Genomic DNA, 19,980 nt, shown 5'->3' with positions numbered 1-19,980 from the left:
TGGCCACGCTTGCCGCTTTGCTCCGCCTGCCAGAGCATTTCAGGATCGAACCAGATGGACAACGATCCTCGCCGCTTTAGGGAGGCGTTATAGTCGGACCAGTTCGTCGTGCGGTAGCGGGTATGTATCGACCCAGTGAAAACCTGCTCATGCTACAAGGGAGAACGTAGCAATGAGTATGACGATGGACGACAGCATCAAGCGTTGGACAGCGAAGCGGAAGACGGCTCTGGTGATCGAGATCATCCAGGGCAAGACGACCGTGTCGGAGGCAAGCCGGTCATTCGACCTCGAAGGCAACGTGCTGGACGCGAACGAGAATTTCCTCGAACTGTTCAGCTACCAACTCGACGAAGTCGTCGGCCGCCCCCACCGCATGTTCTGCAAGCCGAAATTCGGGAATTCCAAAGAATATCAGGAGATGTGGGAGACGCTGCGCGAGGGCAACTACTACGACGGCGAATTCGAGCGGGTGACCCGCAGCGGCTCGTCGGTATGGATCCGCGCGAACTACAACCCGATCATCGGCCCCGACGGCAAGATCGCCCGCATCGTCAAATACGCGATGGACGTTACCGATACCAAAGTCGAGGCGACCCGTAACAACAGCCGCTTTGCCGCGATGAGCTCTGCCATGGCCGTGGCGGAATTCGACCTGTCGGGTCATCTGGAAACGGCGAACGACAATTTCCTGCACCTGATGGGCTACGAACAGGAAGAGGTCATCGGCGAACACCACGGCTTGTTCATGCCGAAGAGCGAGCGCGATACGGCATCCTACAAACAGTTCTGGGACAACCTTGCCCGCGAGACGTTCGAAGCCGGTGAATTCAAGCGCATCGACAAACAGGGCGACATCGTCTGGATGCAGGCGAGCTACAACCCCATCGTCGATCCCGACGGCAAGGCGATCCGCGTCATCAAGGTGGCGCTGGACATCACCGCCGAGAAAAAGCGCATCAACGAACTGCTCCGCCTGCTCGACACCGTGCAGCAGGGTCAGGTCACCATCGAATATTCGCCCGAAGGCACGATTGTGGCCGCAAACGAAAAATTCTTCGACGTATCCGGCTATGCCCGACACGAGATGGAAACCCTCGAAACGCAGCACCTGTGGACCCGCGAGGGCGGCAGCTCGGTCACCTACTCGCGTCTGTGGCGTCAGGTGTTGGACGGCAAGACGGTCGCGGGCGAATACCGCCGCTTCGGTGCGGAAGGTAAGGACTTCTATCTCCAATCCACCTTCTCGCCCGTCTACGACATCGACGGCCGCCTGCTGAAGATTTTCGAGGTCGGCCACGATGTGACCGAGGCCATGATCGCGCGCGCTGACCAGACGGGCAAAGTCGAAGGCATCAACCGCTCGCAAGCCATGATCGAATTCGACCTCGACGGCACGATCCTTGATGCCAACGACAATTTCCTGCGCCTGATGGGCTACATGCCGCAGGAAATCATCGGCAAGCCGCACCGCATTTTCGTCGACCGGAAGCAGGCGGAGTCGACGGACTACATGGAGTTCTGGAACGAGCTTCGCCGCGGTGAATATTCGCGCGGCGAATACTACCGCCTCAACAAAGCGGGCGAAGAGGTCATCATCCAAGCGACCTACAACCCGATTTTCGATGCCGACGGCAATCCGGTAAAGATCCTCAAGCTCGCCACCGACATCACCGAACGTCGCCGCAAGAACGCCGAATTCGAAAGCCGCTTCAACGCGATCAACGCCAGCCAGGCCGTTATCGAATTCGACCTCGACGGCAATGTCCTCGGCGCCAACGACAACTTCCTGCAAGTCATGGGCTATTCAATGCGCGAAGTGCTCGGCCAGCACCATGCGATCTTCTGCACGCCCGAATATGCGCGCTCCGAACAGTACCGCCGTCTGTGGTCCGATCTGCGAGCGTCAAAGTACATTTCGGGCCGCTTCCACCGCATCGGCAAGTTCGGACGCGACGTGTTCATCCACGCGACCTACTCGCCGCTCAAGAACTCTCAAGGCGTCACCGTCGGCGTCATCAAATACGCGTATGACATCACTGAACAGGTGGAACTGGAGTGCATAATCCGCGGCAAGACCGACGAGATGACAAGCACTGTGTCCCGCCTCGCCGGTTCGATCATGTCGATCAACAATTCGGCCGATAAGGCGCTGCACTTCTCCCACGATACCAAACGCAGCGCGGATAACGGCAACAGCTCGCTGTCCAACGCGATCGAGGCGATCGACCTCATGGCGAAGTCCTCGAACTCGGTCGCCGAAATGGTCCGCGTCATCGGTGACATCGCCAACCAGACCAACCTTCTGGCCTTCAACGCCGCCATCGAAGCCGCCCGCGCCGGCGAATACGGCGTCGGTTTCTCGGTGGTGGCGGACGAGGTGCGCAAACTCGCCGAGCGCAGTTCCAGCGCCGCGATGGAAATCACCAAGCTGATCAGCGAAAGCTCTGCCCGCGTGACGCTAGGCACGGAACGGTCGCAGACCGCCCGCAATGCCTTCGGCGAGATTGTGGATGCCGTGAACAACACCGCGGACGTCATCTCGTCGATCTCCACCCTCGCGCGCGAACAGGACGATGTGTCCCAGTCTGTCGTCACGCTGATAGAGGATCTTTCCAAGGTCTCGACCATGAGCGAAGTGAACGCCTCGGACTATAAGATCCGGTCGGTCGAAAACTGATGAGCGAGGAGGCTGACACCGTGCCAGCCGACACGGCCAGCGGCGAGCGCAAAATCGACCTGCCACAGCACGAGACGCTCGCGGTCATGGACCTCGGGCCGACGCTGCTGGGCATTTCAGTCCTGCACATGCGAGAGGTCGTCAACGCGCCGGACCGCTACCAGCCCGTTCCGAGCGGAGATAATGGCGTGGTCGGGGCCTTCATGCTGCGCAAGCAGATCATCCCCGTCATCGACCTGCCTGTTTTCCTAGGCGTGACTGACGAGCCGTCGCGCACCAACGCCATCGTGGTCATCGTGGAGCATGACAGCCACCTGATCGGGCTGCGGGCAAAGAGCACCTCGCGCCTTGTGCATGGCAACGCCTGCACCATCGAGCCTGTGCGCCACGCCCCGAACCACCGCACGGCCACCGTGACGGGGCAACTGATCCACGACGGCGAGGCGATCTATCCCATGCTGGATGTCGCGGCGCTCTTTGACGAAAACATCCCCGCCGTTCGCCTTAACGCCAGCGAGCAGCGGGACTGGAGCCTCAGCGACCGCTACCTGCTGTTCAAGACCGACGGCGTGCAATTCTGTATGCCGCTCGACTTTGCGACCGGCAGAGTTGCGGATTCCTATGTCGAGGAAGTCGGCGCGGAGAGCCGCATCTGCTACGGCATGATCCGCTCGCACGGCATCCGTCTGGCGCTGGTGGATGTGTTCACCCTCCTCGGCCTCGCGCCCGAGCGTAAAGCGGTGACGAACAGCTCTGCCGTCATCGTCAAAGGTCTGGGCGACCAGCGCATCGCCCTCCGCGTCGATAGCGTGACCGACATCATCCGTCTGTCCAGCAGCGAAATCGGTCCTATCCCGCCGGGGATGAACATCCGCTCCGGTCTGGCCAAGGGATCAGTGTCGCGCGGGGATGAGGACCACTTCATCATGCTCGACTTCGATGGCCTCCACGCCGATCAGGAGTTCGTCAAGCTCCGCCACCTGTCGCACAAGCAGGACGCCGCCGGCATGTTCTATACCGACACCAAGACCGTCGACAGTAACGAGGTGAACTGCCTTGTCTTCAACCCGAACGCCCTCGCCGCGATTGCCATCGACAAGGTGATCGAGATCCTGCCGTGGCGCGAGGGCCTCCCGCGCGGCAAGGAACACGTGATGATCGGGCGGATTGCCTATCGGCGCATGGCGCACGGGCGGCAGCTTCTGAACTTCATCGAGCCGAGCGAGCTGGAAATCCCGCAGTACGCGATGGGCTAGAGGATGCCGGAGGACTTCACGTCCTCGGCCGCGAAATCGATCAGCGCACGGATTTTGCGGGGCAGCGCCCTGCCCTCTAGGTACACAGCGCTGAGCGGCCCTGCGTTGGTGTCGTAGTCCGGCAGCACAGGCACCAGATCGCCCTTGGCCAGCGCTTTGGACATGGCGAAACGCGGCGTGTAGACGATGCCGAGGCCCGCGCAGGCCAGCTCGCACGATGCCACTGCCGAATTGACGCGGAACTGACCCGAGACGTTGACCGCGAACTCCTCTCCATCCTTGCGGAACGTCCAGCGGCGCGGCTGGCGGCGGTTCATGTCGATGATGCAGGTGTGGTTTTCGAGGTCCGCAGGCGTTTCGGGTGTGCCATGCGCCGCGAGGTATTCGGGGCTCGCCACCGCCATCAACTGGAACGCGCCCAGCTTGCGGGTCTTCAGCGACAGGCGCTCCGACAGCCCCATGCGGAAGGCCACGTCGATGCCGTCGCTGGCAAGGTCGACGTAGGTGTCACTGAGGCGCAGGTCTATCTCCAGTTTGGGATGTTCCTTTGCAAAGCGCCCGAGCATCCCGCAGATGTAAATCTCGCCCAGAGTGACAGGGGCCGAGACACGGATCATCCCCGTCAGCCCCCGCGATCCGCAGGACACCTCGGCCATCAACTCGTCCAGATCGTCCAGCAGCGCAGGTGCGCGCGCCAGCAGGTCTTCGCCCGCAGGTGTCAGCCCCACCCGCCGCGTGGTGCGCTGGAACAGACGCACGCCCAGACGGGCCTCCAGCTCGGCCACGTATTTCGACGTCAGGCGGTTCGAGACGCCCAGATGGTCCGCCGCAGCGGTGAATGATCCCGTCTGGGCCGTGGCGACAAAGGCGCGGAGTTCTTCGGTCAGGTCCATGGCATATTCGGAACATATCGTGGAAAGTATTTCGGTAACTTCGCCATTTTATACCACATCCGCAATACGTATTTTGAGCGTCAGACAAACAAAGCCGCACGCAAGCGGCACACCACATCTGGAGCCAAGACATGAACACCAACACCCAAGCGGACTACGCCGCCTTTATCCTTCGCGTCAGCACGGGCATCCTCTTCCTCGCCCACGGTCTGATGAAAGTCTTCACCTTCACCATTCCCGGCACTGTGGGCTTCTTCGAAAGCCTCGGCCTGCCCGGCTTCCTCGCCTACCTGACCATCATCGCCGAACTCGGCGGCGGCGCGCTTCTGATCCTCGGCATCGGCACCCGCCTTGTTTCGCTCGCCCTGATCCCCGTCCTCCTCGGCGCAACCTGGGCGCACGCGGGCAACGGCTGGAGCTTCTCCGCAGCAGGCGGCGGTTGGGAATACCCGCTGTTCTGGACCGTTGCACAGGCTTCGCTCGTCCTTCTGGGCGCAGGCGCCTATGCTGTCCGCATCCCCGCGCTGCAAAAGTCGCTCGGCCAGTTCGCCTAAACCAATCGGGTCGCCCCCAAGGCGGCCCAACCCTCGCAGGAGCAGATAAGATGACTATCGCAACCGATCTTCAGAATTTACGCGACCGTCTGGCTCCGTCCGATCGGATGCCATTGGTCTTTCTCGGCCACGGCAGCCCGATGAACGCGCTCGAAGACACGCAGTTCAGCCGCGCTTGGACCGAACTTGGCCAGAGCCTGCCGCGTCCCAAAGCCATTCTTGTGGTCTCCGCCCACTGGATGACCCAAGGCACCACGCTGGTCGACGTGTCCAAGATGCCGCGCACGATCCACGATTTCTACGGCTTTCCGCAGGCGCTCTATGACCAGCAATACGCGGCAGAGGGCGATCCCGAACTGGCCCGCACCGTGGCCAGCCTGCTCGCCAGCCACCACGCCGAAGAGGACGACACATGGGGCCTCGATCACGGCGCATGGACCGTGCTCAAGTTCCTTTATCCCGACGCCGATGTGCCTGTGTTCCAGGTTTCCATCGACATGGGCCGTGACCTCGATCACCAGCTTGAGATTGGCCGCACCCTGTCCGAACTGCGCGACCGCGGTGTGCTGATCCTCGGGTCGGGTAACGTCGTCCACAACCTGCGCGCCATGCGTCCGGGCGGCGCGCCGCAGGACTTCGCGACCGAGTTCGACACGCTGTTCAAGGACAAGCTGGAAGACCGCGATCTGGCGCACCTTGCCGACCGGAATAAGCTCGGCTCGCTCCTGACGATGGCGCACCCGTCCGTGGATCATTACATGCCCGCGCTGACGATTGCCGGCGCGTCCGATGACAAGGACAAGCTGACCTTCATGACCGACGCGATCGACCTCGGTTCTGTTTCGATGCGATCCTTCGTGTTCCACGCGTAACCCGCGCAATCGCTGAGAAATCCCGAAAGGCGGCCAAGCAATTGGTCGCCTTTTCATTTTTCAGAAATGTTCTTGTTTTACCCTAACCACATCCGCCATGATGGGATTCTCGGTTTGGGGCGTATGGCCTGTCACGTTGCAACCCCGAACGGTATATGTCCGGCACGCATGCCTTAATTTCGGGGAGCACAGATGTCGTTCCGGTTTATCCATTCCTCCGACCTTCATATCGGTCGCAAATTCGCCAACATCCCGCAGGATGCCGACGGCAATATCCGTGGCCGCCTGATGGAAGCGCGGCACAACGCGATCGAGAAACTCGCCGCTGCCGCCCGTGATAACGGCGCCGGGCATGTGCTGCTGGCGGGCGATACGTTCGACACGCCGACGCCCTCGCCTTCGCTGGTCCGGCAGGCGCTGGCCGCGATGGGCGACGCGAGCGATGTGACGTGGTGGATCATCCCCGGCAACCACGACAACCTGCGCGGCGCGGAACCGCTGTGGGATATGATCGCATCTGACGGCCCCGCGAACGTCCGCGCCGTGACCGAAGCCGCCCCGATCGAGGTTGAAACGAACGTCTACCTGCTGCCCTGTCCCGTCCAGTATCGCGCCAGCGGCACCGACCCGACCGAAGCGCTCGTCCGGATGGAAACGCCCGAAGGCGCGCTGCGCATCGGTCTCGCCCACGGCGGCATCACCGATTTCACCGAGAGCGGAGAGGTCATCGCCGTCGACCGCGACCGCACCGCCCGCCTCGACTATCTGGCGCTGGGCGACTGGCACGGCCGCATCGCCGTCAGCCCCCGCGTCCACTACTCCGGCAGCCCCGAACAGGACCGCTATAAACACGGTCGGCGCGGGCTGTGTCTGCTGGTTGAAGCCCATGCCGGTGCAGAGCCTGAAGTGACCGAGATCGAAACCGGCCATTTCTTGTGGCAGGAGGTGCCGATGGACCTCGTGTCCGGTCAGAACCCGACCGAGGAACTGGAGCGCCTGCTCCCCGCCTCCGGTCGCCGCAATGTGCTGCTGCGGGTTCGCGCGACGGGCTGGGCGGGCCTCGCCGACCACGCCGAACTGGAACGCGCCGTCATCAAGGCCGGCCCCGAATTCGCCTGCTTCGATCTGCGGGCCGAGGCGCTGCGGGCACGTTATGATCCGACCGACCTAGACGAGATCGACAGCAGCGGCGGCGCGCTCCGCATCACCGCCGAGGCACTGATGACCGAAGCCGGCGACGACACCCTGTCCGAAGACGACCGCTCCATCGCGGCAGAGGCCCTTGCCCGCCTCTACAGCTACGTGAAGGAGGACGCGCAATGAAGATCCGCGCCATCGAACTCCACAACGTCCGACGCTTCACCGACCCCGTCCGCATCGACAATTTCGGCGATGGCCTGAACGTCCTGTGCGAAGCGAACGAGTTCGGCAAATCCACCATCTTCGACTCGCTCCACGCTGTTTTCTTTACGAAATCCGGCAGCACGGCGAAGGACATCAAAGCGCTCCGCCCCCACAGCGGCGGCGCGGTGTCCATCGGGGTCGAGGTCGAAACCAGCGGCGAGGTGTTCACCATCCGCAAGCGCTGGTTCTCCAAAGCCGAAACCAAGGTGTTCCAAGGCGCGACCCTCATCGCGCAGGCCGACGCGGCGGAGGACTGGATCAGCCGCCTGCTGGGTCAGGACGGCACCGGCCCCGCGGGTTTGGTGTGGGTGCGTCAGGGCCTCACCGACCTCGGCACGGGGGCGAAGGACTCGCTCGAAGCGCGTCGCGATCTGATGTCGTCGGTCAGCGAAGAGGTCGAACTGATGACCGGCGGCCGCCGCATGGACGCCGCCCTCAAACGCTGCGAAGAAGACCTCGCCGTGCTCGCGACCGCAGGCGGCAAAGCCCGCGCGGGCGGTCCGTGGAAGGCTGCCGAAGACCGCGTGGCAGAGCTGAGCGAGCGGCGGAATGCCCTGCAAACCTCCGCCGACCAACTGGCGGAGGCACTGCGCGACCGCACCGCCGCCCGCAAACGCCTCGCCAGCCTGAACGACCCCGACGAGGCCGAGGCGCGGAAGGTCAAACTGGCGGGCGCAAAGACCGCGTTCAAGGCCGCGACCGAGTTCGCCGCCGATCTCGAAGGCTTGCAGCGCAAGGCCGATCTGGCGAAGCTCACGCATCAGCAAGCCGCCGAAAAATGCGAACGGGTGAAGGCCGCTGTAGCGGAGCATGAGGACGCAAAACGCCTCGTGCTGGATGCCGTCGACAAGGCGAGCAGCGCCGAAGCGAAATTCGAGGACGCGCTGGAGGCCGATGACGCCGCCAAGAGCGCAGTCGACATCGCCGCCGCCGCCACGACCAAAGCCGCCACCGACCTGCGCCGCGCCGAACGTGCCGCCAGCGCCAAGGAAAGCGCGGCCCGCCGCGAGGAGATCGAAGCGCGGATCAAGGCCGCCGAGGATGCGCGGATCAAGGTCGAAACCACCGCCGCCGCGATCACCGGCCCCGACGCGAAAGCGCTGCAAAATGTCGAAGACCTTGCCCGCAATGTGGCGAACACGATCGCCATCCGTGACGCCAGCGCACCGAATATCGTGGCGCATTATGACGGCGGCACCGCGTTCAACATCGACGGCCAAGACATTGAAAACGGGAAACTTATCCCGATCAGCCGCAACACGCGGATCACGGTACCGGGGATTGGCTCGCTGGACATCCGCCCACCGGAAAGCGGCAACGCCGATCAGGTCGCTAAGGCAGAGGCCGCGCTGCGGGTGGCACTGGAAGCACTCGGCGCGGAAACCATTGAGGAAACCCGCGCGAGGGCAGCTTTGCGCCAGAATGCAGAGGTCGCACACCGCGAGGCAAAGGCGTCCTTCAATGCCCTCGCCCCGTCCGGCATCGATGCGATCCGTGCGCAATTGGCCAAACTGCCGGAGCCCGAGGAGGCTGACGGTGCACCAGATCTGGAGGCCGCGACGCAAGCTCTGGAGGCGGCTCAGACCACCGAAAAGGAGTTGCGCGCAAAGGCCGAAACCACCCGCCACCAGCTTGGCGAGGCGACGAACGAACGCGGCGTGGCGCAGGCTAATCTGAACAATGCAAACGACCGTCTGGCGCGTGCGCTGGCCGCCCTACCAGAAGGCGGCGCGGATCAGGACGCGTTGCAGGCCGAGGCGGAAAAGGCCCGCCGGACGTGGCTGACGCTGGATGAGGAGTGCACGGCCAAGGCCGCGAATGCGCCCGACCTCGAGATGGCGAAGGCGAGCTACACGCGGCTGCAATCGGCGGACGAGATGATCGCGAAGGATATCGCGGCGCTGGAGGGCCAGATCCTCGTGCTGAACGAGCGGATCAAGCACGCTTCGGGCGACGCGGTAGAAGAAGAACTGGCCGAGACCGCACAGGAACTGGAGGTCGCCGAAACCAAGCTGCGCCATATCGTGCGCGAGGTCGCGGTGCTGCAGCGCCTGAAGGCCGCGCTGACAGGTGCGCGGACCGAAGCGCGGGATCGCTATTTCACGCCGGTGGCCAAGGAACTGCGGCCCCTGCTCAATCTGCTCTGGCCCGAGGCGGAGCTGGAGTGGTCCGAGGACAATCTGCTGCCGACATCGCTCAAACGGGAAACGGTGGCGGAGGATCTGTCGATCCTGTCAGGCGGCACGCAGGAGCAGATCGCGCTGCTGGTGCGGCTCGCATTCGCGCGGATGCTGTCGAACGCGGGACGGTCGGCGCCGGTGATCCTCGACGATGCGTTGGTGTTTACCGATGACGACCGGATCGAGCGGATGTTCGACGCGCTGCACCGTCAGGCGAGCGACATCCAGATCATCGTCCTAACCTGTCGCCAACGCGCGTTCCGCAATCTGGGCGGCCAGATGGTGACCCAATCGCCCGCGCAATTCATCGCCTAATCAGTTCCCCCGCGCGGCCTTCCGGTACTCTGCGGGGGAGACATTATTGGCGTCTGTGAAGGCGGCGTAGAAGCTGGAAAGCGACTGGAAACCGCTGTCGAGCGCGATGGTCACGATCTTGCTGTCGGTTTCGGTCAGCAGCATCCTTGCATGTGATAGGCGAGTGCGCGTGAGGTGGTGTTTGATCGACACGCCCATGACTTCGCGAAAGACCGAAGTCGCGCGGCTGGCCGACAGGTTGACCGCTTCCGCGACGTCACCAACCGTAATCGGGGCAGAGAAGTTGTCGGCCACGAACCGCAAAATGTCCTCCACATGGCGCATGGTGCGAGCGTCGGATTCGATGACGGAGCCGACGTTGGCGGGGTCCAGACGCACCGTCCACCCCTCCAATCCGAAGCGGCGAAGGCGGGTCGCGATCTCGTCCAGATGGGTGCGCCGCCATGACGTATCCTTGCGGTGACGCTCTTCCCAGAGCCGTTCGAAAAACGCGTTGTCGCGGGTGCAATTGGGGCCCGTGCTCAGCACCGCGCCGTTCTGCAAAGCCTTCACCAGACGTTCCGGAAGACCCCAGCGCAGGAACTGGCCGAGCGAGAGATAAATGTTTGTTATCCGCCCCTTACCGATCACATCCTTGACCATATGCGGCTGCGCGCCCCAGAAAATCGTCAGCTCGTCGCGCATGATTTTCACCGGAACTCCGGCGAACGAATAGACCATGTCGCATCCTTCGAGAAAGTTGATCTCGACCGAGGTGTGATGGTGAAACGGCGTGTCGAAAAGGTCGGGCACGTGCCGCTCGATCATGAACTCGTTTGCCGCCGGCATCCGCTCGCGGTCGTGCTGTTCGGAATACGGGACAACGTCGGCGACATCGGTCGGTCGGAACTTGTTCATGGCCACTCAACTCAAACTCTTTTTCTAGAATGGCACAGTTTTCCGGAAACACACAGCCATTTTCAGGAAGTCTCCGACACCGATCTACGGCCACATGAAAGGACCTTTAGGGAGGAGACTATCAATGAAAGATTCGAGAAAGCTTGCGAGCTTACTCGCCGTCGGAGTTTGCGCGGCTGCACTTTATGCGGGAACTTCGATAGCGGATCCCATGCCGGAAGAGCAGAGCCTCGCCGGTCTGGAATACGATCTGATCGGCCGTGACGATCTGTGGACCTATGAAGCGCTACCCGAGTACCATCAGGCCCCGTTCCTCGACGCGCTCGTGGAAAGCGGTGCGCTGCCGCCGGTGGAGGACCGGTTGCCAGCAGAACCGCTCGTCATGCAGGCAGGCGCGATGTCGGCCGGTATCGGTGAATACGGCGGCGTGTTCCGCCACGTGATCGGTGGCCGCCCCGAGGGCTGGAACATCCTTGCCGGTCAGCATCAGGGCTGGGGCGGCATCAACATGGCCACGCAGGAATGCCTCGTGCGTCAGGGTCCGCGTTGGCAGGTCCGCCCCGAAGAGCAGACCGGTCCGCTTCCGAACCTCGCCAAGAGCTGGGAATGGAACGACGACATGACCGAACTGACCATGCACCTCGTCGAGGGTGCGAAGTGGTCGGACGGCGATCCGTTCGATACCGAGGACATCGCGTTCTGGTATGACGACAACGTGCAGAACGCGGACATCAATTCGCGCATTTCCAAGGACGCCTTCGGCGGCGGCGCGTCGCTCGAAGTCATCGACGATTACACCTTCAAGTTCGTTTTCCCGACCGCACAGTCGAACACCGTGGTCGAGGGCCTCGCCTATATTCAGGGCTGCCCCGGTCCGAGCCATGTGCTCAAGGACTTCCACCCCGACTACAACGCGGACATGAACTACGACGACTATCTGAACGCGATGCCTGCCGATGCGGTGCCGATCCCCGTCATGGGCGCGTGGGTTCCGGTCGAGCACAAGCCGGACGAGCTCGTCATTCTGCGTCGCAACCCCTACTATTTCAAAGTCGACAGCGAGGGTAACCAGCTTCCGTACATCAACGAGATGCACTTCAAGCTGACCACATGGGATGACCGCACCACGCAGGCCGTTGCAGGCACCGGTGACTGGTCGAACATGGAAAATCCGGGCAACTTCGTTGAGGCGCTGAAGCAGAGTCAGGACGAGAACTCGCCGGTTTCGGCCAAGTTCGGCCCGCGCACCCTGTCGTGGCGGATCGAGTTGAACTTTGCCCAGAACATGACCGACGACCCGTACGAGCAGGAACTGCGCGGTCTCTTCCGCGAGCTTCCGTTCCGTCAGGCGCTCAGCCACGCGATTGACCGTGATGCGGTCGGTCAGGCACTGGCCCGCGGTCCGTTCGCCTACCCATACATCGGCGGCTTCGCTTCGGGCTCGCCGTACTATGACCCCGCCTATTCGGTCTACACGCCGTTCGATCAGGACAAGGCCAAGGAACTGCTCGCAGGTCTGGGTCTTGAGGATACCGACGGCAACGGCGTTCTGAACATGCCGGGCACCGGTGAGGATCTGGTCATCGACATGACCTACAAGCCGCAGCGTACCGACGACCGCAAGCAGATGGACGCCGTGACCTCGCAACTGGCCGAGGTTGGTATCCGCGTTCTGCCCAAGACCGTGGACGAAACCAGCTTTGACCCGATGCGCAACGCGGGCGACTTCAGCGCGATCCTGCAACGTGCGAACTTTGTGCTTCCGACCCGAGAAACCTGTGGCAACCTGCCCGTTTCGGACATCTGCCCGCCGTTCCACCTGTCGGGCCCCGATGGACGTGACAGCCTGCCGTTCGAAGAGCGTCTGACCGCGATCACTAGCGAAATGAGCGCGACCGACGACGCCGGAAAGCAGACCGAACTGGCCAACGAGATGGAGCAACTCCTGACCGAGAACCTCTATAACATCGGTCTGGTTCAGGTGCCTGCTGCGCTTCTGGTCAACAAGCGTGTCCAGAACGCACACCCTGGCACGCCTGTGTTCATGTATGAATGGGCAGAAGATGCTGTGATCCGCGAGCGCCTCTGGGTGCCTGCCGACCAGCAGATGGAGGAAATCCTCCCGGGAACCGTGGCTGTTTACGAATAGGCTGCATCCCACCCGACGGTTCGGCCTCTTCGGGGGCCGAACCACAAAGCCCACCGCTATGCTCGTCAGGACTACGTGATGGACCTACTCGGTTTCCTATTGAAGCGGCTCGCCGCGACCATCCCTTTGCTTATCGCAATTTCTATCGTCTCGTTTCTCATCATTCAGGCCGTGCCCGGAGACTACGTGGACCGCTGGATGTCCGCAACGCAGGCGCAAACGGGCAAATCCTATGACGAGCTTCTGCCGCAGGCGACCGCCATGCGCGAACGTCTGGGCCTCGATCAGCCAGTTGCCATCCAGTACCTCGTCTGGGTCAAGGACATCGTGACCGACTTCGATTTCGGCATGTCCTTCCGCCACAACCGCCCAGTGACCGAGGTCATCGGCGTCCGACTTCCGCGCACCCTGCTTCTGGCGATTTCCACCGTGATCCTGTCGCAGGTGATCGGCGTGCTGCTAGGCATCTATGCCGCGACGAACCAATACAAACTGGGCGACAACGTCGCGACGGTCATTGCCTTCCTCGGCATCGTGATCCCGAAGTTCGTGATTTCGCTCGTCATCCTCTATCTTCTCGCCTTTGTCTGGCACTCGCCCTACATCGGCGCCGTCAATTCGGCCCAGTACATCCTGCAAGACCACTGGTCGCTGGCCAAGTTCTGGGACTTCCTCAAACACGTCTGGCCCGTGCTGCTCGTGTCGATCTGGGCCGGTCAGGCGTACACCACACGCATGATGCGGGGGAACCTGCTCGATACGCTGAACATGCAGTACGTGGAGACCGCCCGCGCCAAGGGTCTGTCCAAGCGCAAGGTGCTGTTCAAGCACGCTGTTCCGAACGCGCTGCACCCTGTGGTGATGAACCTCGGCACCCGTTTCGATTACATGATCAAGGGCGAGATCGAGATTGCGATCGTCCTCGGCATTCCGACCGTCGGCCCGCTGATCCTCAGTTCCGTTGCCGACCGCGACATGTATGTGGTCGCAGCGATCTTCATGATGGTCGCGGTGCTGCTCGTCCTCGGCAACCTGTTTGCCGACCTCCTTCTGGCGCTCATCGACCCGCGGGTGCGCCGTGCCACCCTGTCGCGTGCGTGAGGGGGACACCATGACCGACCAGACAATGAACGCCGAAGAAGTACAGGCCAGCAACGGCCTCAGCTACTGGCAACTCGTCCGCCGCCGCTTTGTCCGTAACCGCTACGGCATGGTGGGCCTGATCGCCGCGATGATCGTGATCATCATGGCCGTCTTCGCGGGCTTCATCGCGCCCTATGGTGTGGAGACCAAGGACCGCACCGCGATCTACCAGCCGCCGCAGGGCATCCACATCATCGCGCCGGACGGCGGCCTGACCCGCCCCTACGTGATGGGCTGGGGCGAGGAAATGGACCCCGTGACGTACGAGATCACCTTTGCCCCCGATCCCGAACTGCGCCGCGATCTGTCGCTGTTCGTCGAAGGCACCGAGTGGACGTTCCTCGGCCTGACGTTCGACACGCACCTTTTCGGCACGGCGGACGGCACGCCGTTCCACCTGCTCGGCACGGACTCGCTGGGGCGCGACGTGTTCTCCCGCATGGTCTGGGGCACCCGCGTGACGCTGCTGATGGGCGTCCTCGTGACCGCCGCCGCGCTGGTGATCGGCACGGCTGTCGGCGTCGCCTCGGGCTACTTCGGCGGGACGTTCGACCTGATCGTGCAGCGGATCGTGGAGTTCGTCAAAAGCTTCCCCGACCTGCCGCTCTACCTCGCGCTGGTGGCCGTTCTGCCGCGCAGGGCCGAGCCTATGACCATCTTCATCATGTTCGCCGCGATCCTAGTCCTCCTTCGCTGGGCGGACCTGTCGCGGGAACTACGGGGCAAGGTGATCTCTATCCGCACGATGGATTACGTCCGCGCGGCAGAGGCTGTGGGCGCCAAAGACAGCCGCATCCTCACCCGCCACATTGTGCCCAACACCTCGTCGCACATGATCGTCTGGGCGACCTACCAGCTGCCCGAAGTCATCCTGCTCGAAAGCTTCCTGTCATTCCTCGGCGTGGGCGTTCAGGCCCCGATGGTCAGCTGGGGCACCATGCTGAACCAAGTGCGCGACTTCCAGTCGTTCGCCGCCGCGCCGTGGCTGATGGCTCCCGTCGGCATGATCGTCATCTCCGTGCTTGCCTTCAACGCCTTCGGCGACGGTATGCGCGACGCAATGGACCCGTATTCCAATGACTGACACACTCCTCGATATCAAAGACGTCGCGGTCACGTTCAAAACCGTGACAGGCACAGTCAAAGCCGTGCGCGGCGTGTCCTACGACATCAAACGCGGCGAGACGCTGGCCGTGGTCGGCGAAAGCGGCTCGGGCAAATCGGTGACGGCGCGGGCGATCATGTCCATGCTGGCCGACAACGCCCGCCTCGATCCCGCAAGCAAGATCACATTCGACGGACAGGACCTCACCGCTTTGCCCGAGGTCGAGATGCAGAAGATCCGCGGCAACAAGATCTCCATGATCTTCCAAGAGCCGCTAACCTCGCTGAACCCGATCTACAAGGTCGGCGATCAGGTGGCGGAGATCATCCTCACCCACCGCAACGTCTCGAAAAAGGAAGCCCGCAAGGAGGTGCTGCAACTTTTCAAGGAAGTGCAGCTGCCGAGCCCCGAAATGCGCCTGAACCAGTACCCGCACGAAATGTCCGGCGGGCAGCGTCAGCGCGTGATGATCGCGATGGCACTGGCGAACAAGCCCGACCTGCTGATCGCGGACGAGCCGACAACCGCGCTCGACGTGACCGTTCAGGCGGAAATCCTGTCGCTGCTCAAACAGCTTCAGGATACGCACGGGATGGCGGTCATCCTGATCACCCACGATCTGACGGTGGTCGAGAAAACCTCCGACCGCGTGGTGGTCATGCGCTACGGCGAAATCGTCGAGCGCGGCAACACCGCTGAGGTCTTCGCCAACCCGCAGCACCCCTACACGCGGCACCTTCTGGCTTCCGAGCCCAAGGGCCGTCCCGAACCGCTGCCCGAAAGCGCAGGCCCGCTGATGCAGGCCAACGACATGCGCGTGGTGTTCGAGATCAAGACTGGCGGCATGTTCACCCGTAAGACCCACGAGCTGGTCGCCGTGAACGACATCACCGCGATGATCCGCAAGGGCGAAACGCTGGGCATCGTGGGTGAAAGCGGCTCGGGCAAGACCACGCTCGGCATGGCGATGATCGGCCTTGGAGCCGCCCACGCCCGCGGCGAGGTGCTGTTCGAAGGCCAGCGGATCGACAATCTGACCCGTTCGCAGATGCGCCCGCTCCGCACCAAGATCCAGGTCGTGTACCAAGACCCGTTCTCGTCGCTGAACCCGCGGATGATCGTGCGGCAGATCCTCGAAGAAGGGCTGATCGTCAACGGCATCGGCAGTTCGGCCAAAGAACGCGAAGAACTGGTGCGCGAGGCATTGCACGAGGTCCAGATGGACGCAGACGCGATGACCCGCTTCCCCCACGAATTTTCGGGCGGCCAGCGCCAGCGGATCGCGATTGCGCGGGCGCTGATCCTCAAGCCCGAATTCATCCTGCTGGACGAGCCGACTTCCGCGCTCGACCTGTCCATTCAGGCGCAGATCATCGACCTGCTGCGAGACCTGCGCGTGCGTCACGACCTGAGTTACATGTTCATCAGCCACGACCTGAAAGTGGTCAAGGCTCTCTGCCACAACGTCATCGTCATGCAGAACGGCCGGATGGTCGAAGCAGGCCCGACGCTCGACGTTCTCGAAAACCCCCAGACCGAATACACGCAGCGCCTCGTGGATGCCGCGTTCAATGTTGTCGCCGCCTGACGCGGCCAGAATAAGGATTTCCCCAATGACCGGTTCACCGAAAATCGCTTTCATCGGCGCAGGTTCGTCCGTCTTTATGAAGAACATCATCGGCGACGTGCTCCAGCGTCCCGCGCTCAAGAACGCCCACGTGGCGCTGATGGATATCAACCGCGAACGGCTCGAAGAATCCGAGATCGTGTTCAACAAACTCGTCTCCTCGCTCGGCGTGCCCGCGACCCATTCGCTGCACACCGACCGCCGCGAGGCGCTGGACGGCGCGGATTTCGTCGTCGTCGCCTTCCAGATCGGCGGCTATGATCCCTGCACCATCACCGACTTCGAAGTGCCGAAGAAATACGGCCTCCGCCAGACCATTGCGGACACGCTCGGCGTGGGCGGCATCATGCGCGGCCTGCGCACCGTCCCGCACCTCTGGGCGATTTGCGAGGACATGCTGGACGTCTGCCCCGACGCGCTGATGCTCCAGTACGTGAACCCGATGGCGATCAACACATGGGCGATTGCCAAGAAATACCCGCAGATCAAACAGGTTGGCCTCTGCCATTCGGTTCAGGGCACGGCGCACGAACTGGCGTCCGACCTCCAGATCGCGGACGACAAAATCCGCTACCTGTCGGCAGGCATCAACCACGTCGCCTTCTTCCTCAAGTTCGAGGAAATCATGGAGGACGGCAGCTACCGCGACCTCTATCCCGACCTCCAGAAGGGCTACGCCGAAGGCACCTATCCCCGCCCCGAAAGCTCGTGGAACAAGCGCTGCCCGAACAAGGTGCGCTACGAGATGATGAAGAAGACGGGCTACTTCGCGACCGAAAGCTCCGAGCACTTCGCCGAATACACCCCGTGGTTCATCAAGGAAGGTCGCGAGGATCTGATCGAACGCTTCGGCATCCCGCTGGACGAGTACCCCAAGCGCTGCATCGAACAGATCGACCGCTGGAAGGACACGCTCGACAAATACAAGGAAGCCGACAAGATCGAAGTCCCGAACTCGGTCGAATATGCCTCGCAGATCATCAACTCGGTCTGGACGGGCGAGCCGTCGGTCATCTACGGCAACGTCAGCAACGCCGACTACATTCCGGCGCTGCCGCACGGCTGCGCGGTCGAGGTGCCGTGCCTCGTGGACCGCAACGGCATCCAGCCGACCCGCGTTTCCAACGTGCCGCCGCAACTGGCCGCGATCATGCGCTCGAACGTGAACGTGCAGGAATTGACCGTCGCTGCCCTCTTGGAAGAACGCCGCGATCACATCTACCATGCAGCGATGATGGACCCGCACACCGGCGCCGAACTCGACCTCGACCAGATCTGGGAACTGATGGACGAGTTGATGGAAGCGCACGGCGAGTGGCTGCCGTCGTGGATCCACGAACAGAAAGCCTGAGCTATATGACGAGCGCCGCAGACCCCAAGTCGATCATCATCACCGGCGGCGGCACCGCCGGATGGCTTGCGGCGCTCATCCTTCAGGCAGAGGCGAAGCGGCAGACCCTGCCGCTTGCCATCACGCTGGTCGAAAGCTCCAAAATCCCCACCATCGGGGTCGGCGAAGGCACCACGGCGATCTTTCGCGGGCTGCTGCAATCGTTGGGACTGGACGAGGCCGAGTTCCTCGCCAAGACCGACGCCACCATAAAATTCGGCATCCGCCACCGCGACTGGCGGCGGAAGGGCCACGTCTATGACGGGCCGATCGACGATGTGTATTTCCTCGCCGACAAGGTGCCGAACGGCGGCATGTGGATCGACAATTACTGCGTCGCCGCAGGCCGTCCCGTCACCGATCCGCATATCTTTGCCGCCCTCATGGCCAAGGGCAAAGCGCCCGTGGCAGAGGTGAACGGACGCACCGTCGCCGTCAGCCAGTTCCACCACGCCTACCATTTTGACCAAGCCAAGGTCGGCGCGTGGCTGCGGAGCAAAGCGGACGGCATCGCCGCTGTCGACGCCATTGTCGAAGGCGCGGACCGGCATCCTGAAACAGGCGATATCACCGCGTTGCGGCTGGACAACGGCGACACCCTGAGGGGTGATTTCTTCATCGACGCCACAGGTTTCCGCCGCGCCCTCATCGGGCAGGAAATGGGCGCCGAGTGGGTCAGCTATGCGGACGCCCTGCCCGTCAACCGTGCTATGCCGTTCTGGCTGGACCACGGCGACGGCGACGGCGACGGCGAAATTCCGAACTACACACACGCATGGGCGCAAGGCTCGGGCTGGATGTGGCAGATCCCGACGGCAGAGCGAATGGGCTGCGGCTACGTCTACTCCGACCGCCACACGACGCCCGAAGAGGCGCAGGCCGAGATCGAAGCGATCCTTGGGCGCAAGATCGAACCCCGCAACGACATCAAAATCGACGCGGGCCGCCTTTCCGAAGTCTGGCGCGGCAATGTCCTCGCCATCGGTCTGGCAGGATCGTTCCTCGAACCGCTGGAGGCGACCTCGATCCACGGCACACTGGTGCAACTGATGCTGTTCGCCCGCCGCCATCTGGCGGACTTTTCGGGAGCCAAGGGCCGCGACGCCTACAACCACGCCATCGCCGGACAGGTCGACGACTTCCGCGATTTCATCAACCTGCACTACGTCAGCGAGCGCCGCGACACCCCGTTCTGGACCGATGTGGCGGAGGATTTCATCCTGCCCCAGACCCGCGAGCGGCTGGAACGGTGGTCGCGCAAAATGCCAGACGCCAGCGACTTTACCAACAACCTCGGCGGCCTGCCGCATGTGGAGGAACTCCTGCACCTCCCCGTCCTCGACGGGCTCGGCCTTTTGAACAAACAGGCCGCCCGCGCCGCGATGGACCGCGACAAACGGCTCCGCGCCTTTGCCCGCGACACCACCGATTACCTGACGCAGCAGGCGAAAACCGCTGCGTCCAAAGCATTAAGCCACAAAGAATATCTGTCGCGGCTGCGGGCCGCCCACTGAA

At 62.6% G+C, this 19,980-nt stretch carries 14 protein-coding genes and 1 pseudogene; 12 read left to right on the top strand and 3 right to left on the bottom strand.

From position 1 onward, the window contains the following. Positions 1–128, bottom strand: a pseudogene (locus tag HCZ30_RS09915) (IS5/IS1182 family transposase); the annotation flags it as partial. A 44-nt stretch (positions 129–172) separates the two neighbouring features. On the opposite strand from HCZ30_RS09915, the gene HCZ30_RS09910 reads away from it, so the two are divergent. Then, positions 173–2,680 (top strand): methyl-accepting chemotaxis protein, encoded by a 2,508-nt coding sequence (locus HCZ30_RS09910; protein ID WP_167638120.1) that lies wholly within the window; start codon positions 173–175, stop codon positions 2,678–2,680. Beyond that, a complete protein-coding gene (locus HCZ30_RS09905; RefSeq protein WP_167638119.1) occupies positions 2,680–3,936 on the top strand; it encodes a chemotaxis protein CheW in 1,257 nt (418 codons plus the stop codon). The genes HCZ30_RS09910 and HCZ30_RS09905 overlap by 1 nt, the downstream gene beginning before the upstream one ends. Here HCZ30_RS09905 and HCZ30_RS09900 read toward each other — a convergent pair. Further along, positions 3,933–4,829 carry a LysR family transcriptional regulator gene (locus tag HCZ30_RS09900; protein WP_167638118.1) on the bottom strand — a complete coding sequence of 299 codons (897 nt, stop codon included), beginning with the start codon at positions 4,827–4,829 and terminating at the stop codon, positions 3,933–3,935. The genes HCZ30_RS09905 and HCZ30_RS09900 overlap by 4 nt on opposite strands. A 131-nt stretch (positions 4,830–4,960) precedes the next feature. Between HCZ30_RS09900 and HCZ30_RS09895 the strand changes: the two genes are divergently transcribed. From HCZ30_RS09895 to HCZ30_RS09880, 4 genes are all read left to right on the top strand, one after another. Beyond that, the gene (locus tag HCZ30_RS09895; protein WP_167638117.1) at positions 4,961–5,383 is read left to right on the top strand and encodes a DoxX family protein; all 423 of its coding nucleotides are present in this window, start codon (positions 4,961–4,963) and stop codon (positions 5,381–5,383) included. A 50-nt stretch (positions 5,384–5,433) separates the two neighbouring features. Beyond that, positions 5,434–6,255: a 4,5-DOPA dioxygenase extradiol gene (gene ygiD / locus HCZ30_RS09890; RefSeq protein ID WP_167638116.1), complete on the top strand. Its 822-nt coding sequence runs from the start codon at positions 5,434–5,436 to the stop codon at positions 6,253–6,255. A gap of 192 nt (positions 6,256–6,447) precedes the next feature. Beyond that, entirely contained in the window at positions 6,448–7,578 is a 1,131-nt protein-coding gene (locus tag HCZ30_RS09885; RefSeq protein WP_167638115.1) for a metallophosphoesterase family protein, read from the top strand. After that, a complete protein-coding gene (locus HCZ30_RS09880) occupies positions 7,575–10,154 on the top strand; it encodes an AAA family ATPase (protein WP_167638114.1) in 2,580 nt (859 codons plus the stop codon). Before HCZ30_RS09885 ends, HCZ30_RS09880 begins: the two co-directional genes overlap by 4 nt. Here the strand turns inward: HCZ30_RS09880 and HCZ30_RS09875 are convergent, their stop codons facing one another. Beyond that, positions 10,155–11,051 (bottom strand): helix-turn-helix domain-containing protein, encoded by an 897-nt coding sequence (locus HCZ30_RS09875; RefSeq protein ID WP_167638113.1) that lies wholly within the window; start codon positions 11,049–11,051, stop codon positions 10,155–10,157. A 124-nt stretch (positions 11,052–11,175) separates the two neighbouring features. Between HCZ30_RS09875 and HCZ30_RS09870 the strand changes: the two genes are divergently transcribed. From HCZ30_RS09870 to HCZ30_RS09845, 6 genes are all read left to right on the top strand, one after another. Then, the gene (locus HCZ30_RS09870; protein WP_167638112.1) at positions 11,176–13,200 is read left to right on the top strand and encodes an ABC transporter substrate-binding protein; all 2,025 of its coding nucleotides are present in this window, start codon (positions 11,176–11,178) and stop codon (positions 13,198–13,200) included. Positions 13,201–13,278: 78 nt separating this feature from the next. Continuing rightward, complete coding sequence (locus HCZ30_RS09865) at positions 13,279–14,301, top strand: ABC transporter permease (RefSeq protein WP_167638111.1); 1,023 nt, start codon at positions 13,279–13,281, stop codon at positions 14,299–14,301. Between the two features lie 10 nt (positions 14,302–14,311). Beyond that, the gene (locus HCZ30_RS09860; protein WP_167638110.1) at positions 14,312–15,427 is read left to right on the top strand and encodes an ABC transporter permease; all 1,116 of its coding nucleotides are present in this window, start codon (positions 14,312–14,314) and stop codon (positions 15,425–15,427) included. Beyond that, complete coding sequence (locus tag HCZ30_RS09855; RefSeq protein WP_167638109.1) at positions 15,420–17,036, top strand: ABC transporter ATP-binding protein; 1,617 nt, start codon at positions 15,420–15,422, stop codon at positions 17,034–17,036. Before HCZ30_RS09860 ends, HCZ30_RS09855 begins: the two co-directional genes overlap by 8 nt. Positions 17,037–17,061: 25 nt before the next feature. After that, the gene (locus HCZ30_RS09850) at positions 17,062–18,426 is read left to right on the top strand and encodes an alpha-glucosidase/alpha-galactosidase (RefSeq protein WP_167638108.1); all 1,365 of its coding nucleotides are present in this window, start codon (positions 17,062–17,064) and stop codon (positions 18,424–18,426) included. Then, entirely contained in the window at positions 18,402–19,979 is a 1,578-nt protein-coding gene (locus HCZ30_RS09845; RefSeq protein WP_167638107.1) for a tryptophan 7-halogenase, read from the top strand. The genes HCZ30_RS09850 and HCZ30_RS09845 overlap by 25 nt, the downstream gene beginning before the upstream one ends. The last annotated feature ends 1 nt before the right edge of the window (position 19,980 follow it).

The sequence above is a fragment of the Marivivens donghaensis genome (genome assembly GCF_011806565.1).
Taxonomy (GTDB): domain Bacteria; phylum Pseudomonadota; class Alphaproteobacteria; order Rhodobacterales; family Rhodobacteraceae; genus Marivivens; species Marivivens donghaensis_A.
Note: the sequence above shows the minus strand (reverse complement) of the source record. Positions and strands in the feature narration are given on the sequence as shown.

Bases quoted from the DNA above. Each gene is read 5' to 3' on its own strand.
- HCZ30_RS09910 (WP_167638120.1), top strand. From the start codon at position 173: ATGAGTATGACGATGGACGACAGCATCAAGCGTTGGACAGCGAAGCGG.
- HCZ30_RS09905 (WP_167638119.1), top strand. From the start codon at position 2,680: ATGAGCGAGGAGGCTGACACCGTGCCAGCCGACACGGCCAGCGGCGAG.
- HCZ30_RS09900 (WP_167638118.1), bottom strand. From the start codon at position 4,829: ATGGACCTGACCGAAGAACTCCGCGCCTTTGTCGCCACGGCCCAGACG.
- HCZ30_RS09895 (WP_167638117.1), top strand. From the start codon at position 4,961: ATGAACACCAACACCCAAGCGGACTACGCCGCCTTTATCCTTCGCGTC.
- ygiD (WP_167638116.1), top strand. From the start codon at position 5,434: ATGACTATCGCAACCGATCTTCAGAATTTACGCGACCGTCTGGCTCCG.
- HCZ30_RS09885 (WP_167638115.1), top strand. From the start codon at position 6,448: ATGTCGTTCCGGTTTATCCATTCCTCCGACCTTCATATCGGTCGCAAA.
- HCZ30_RS09880 (WP_167638114.1), top strand. From the start codon at position 7,575: ATGAAGATCCGCGCCATCGAACTCCACAACGTCCGACGCTTCACCGAC.
- HCZ30_RS09875 (WP_167638113.1), bottom strand. From the start codon at position 11,051: ATGAACAAGTTCCGACCGACCGATGTCGCCGACGTTGTCCCGTATTCC.
- HCZ30_RS09870 (WP_167638112.1), top strand. From the start codon at position 11,176: ATGAAAGATTCGAGAAAGCTTGCGAGCTTACTCGCCGTCGGAGTTTGC.
- HCZ30_RS09865 (WP_167638111.1), top strand. From the start codon at position 13,279: ATGGACCTACTCGGTTTCCTATTGAAGCGGCTCGCCGCGACCATCCCT.
- HCZ30_RS09860 (WP_167638110.1), top strand. From the start codon at position 14,312: ATGACCGACCAGACAATGAACGCCGAAGAAGTACAGGCCAGCAACGGC.
- HCZ30_RS09855 (WP_167638109.1), top strand. From the start codon at position 15,420: ATGACTGACACACTCCTCGATATCAAAGACGTCGCGGTCACGTTCAAA.
- HCZ30_RS09850 (WP_167638108.1), top strand. From the start codon at position 17,062: ATGACCGGTTCACCGAAAATCGCTTTCATCGGCGCAGGTTCGTCCGTC.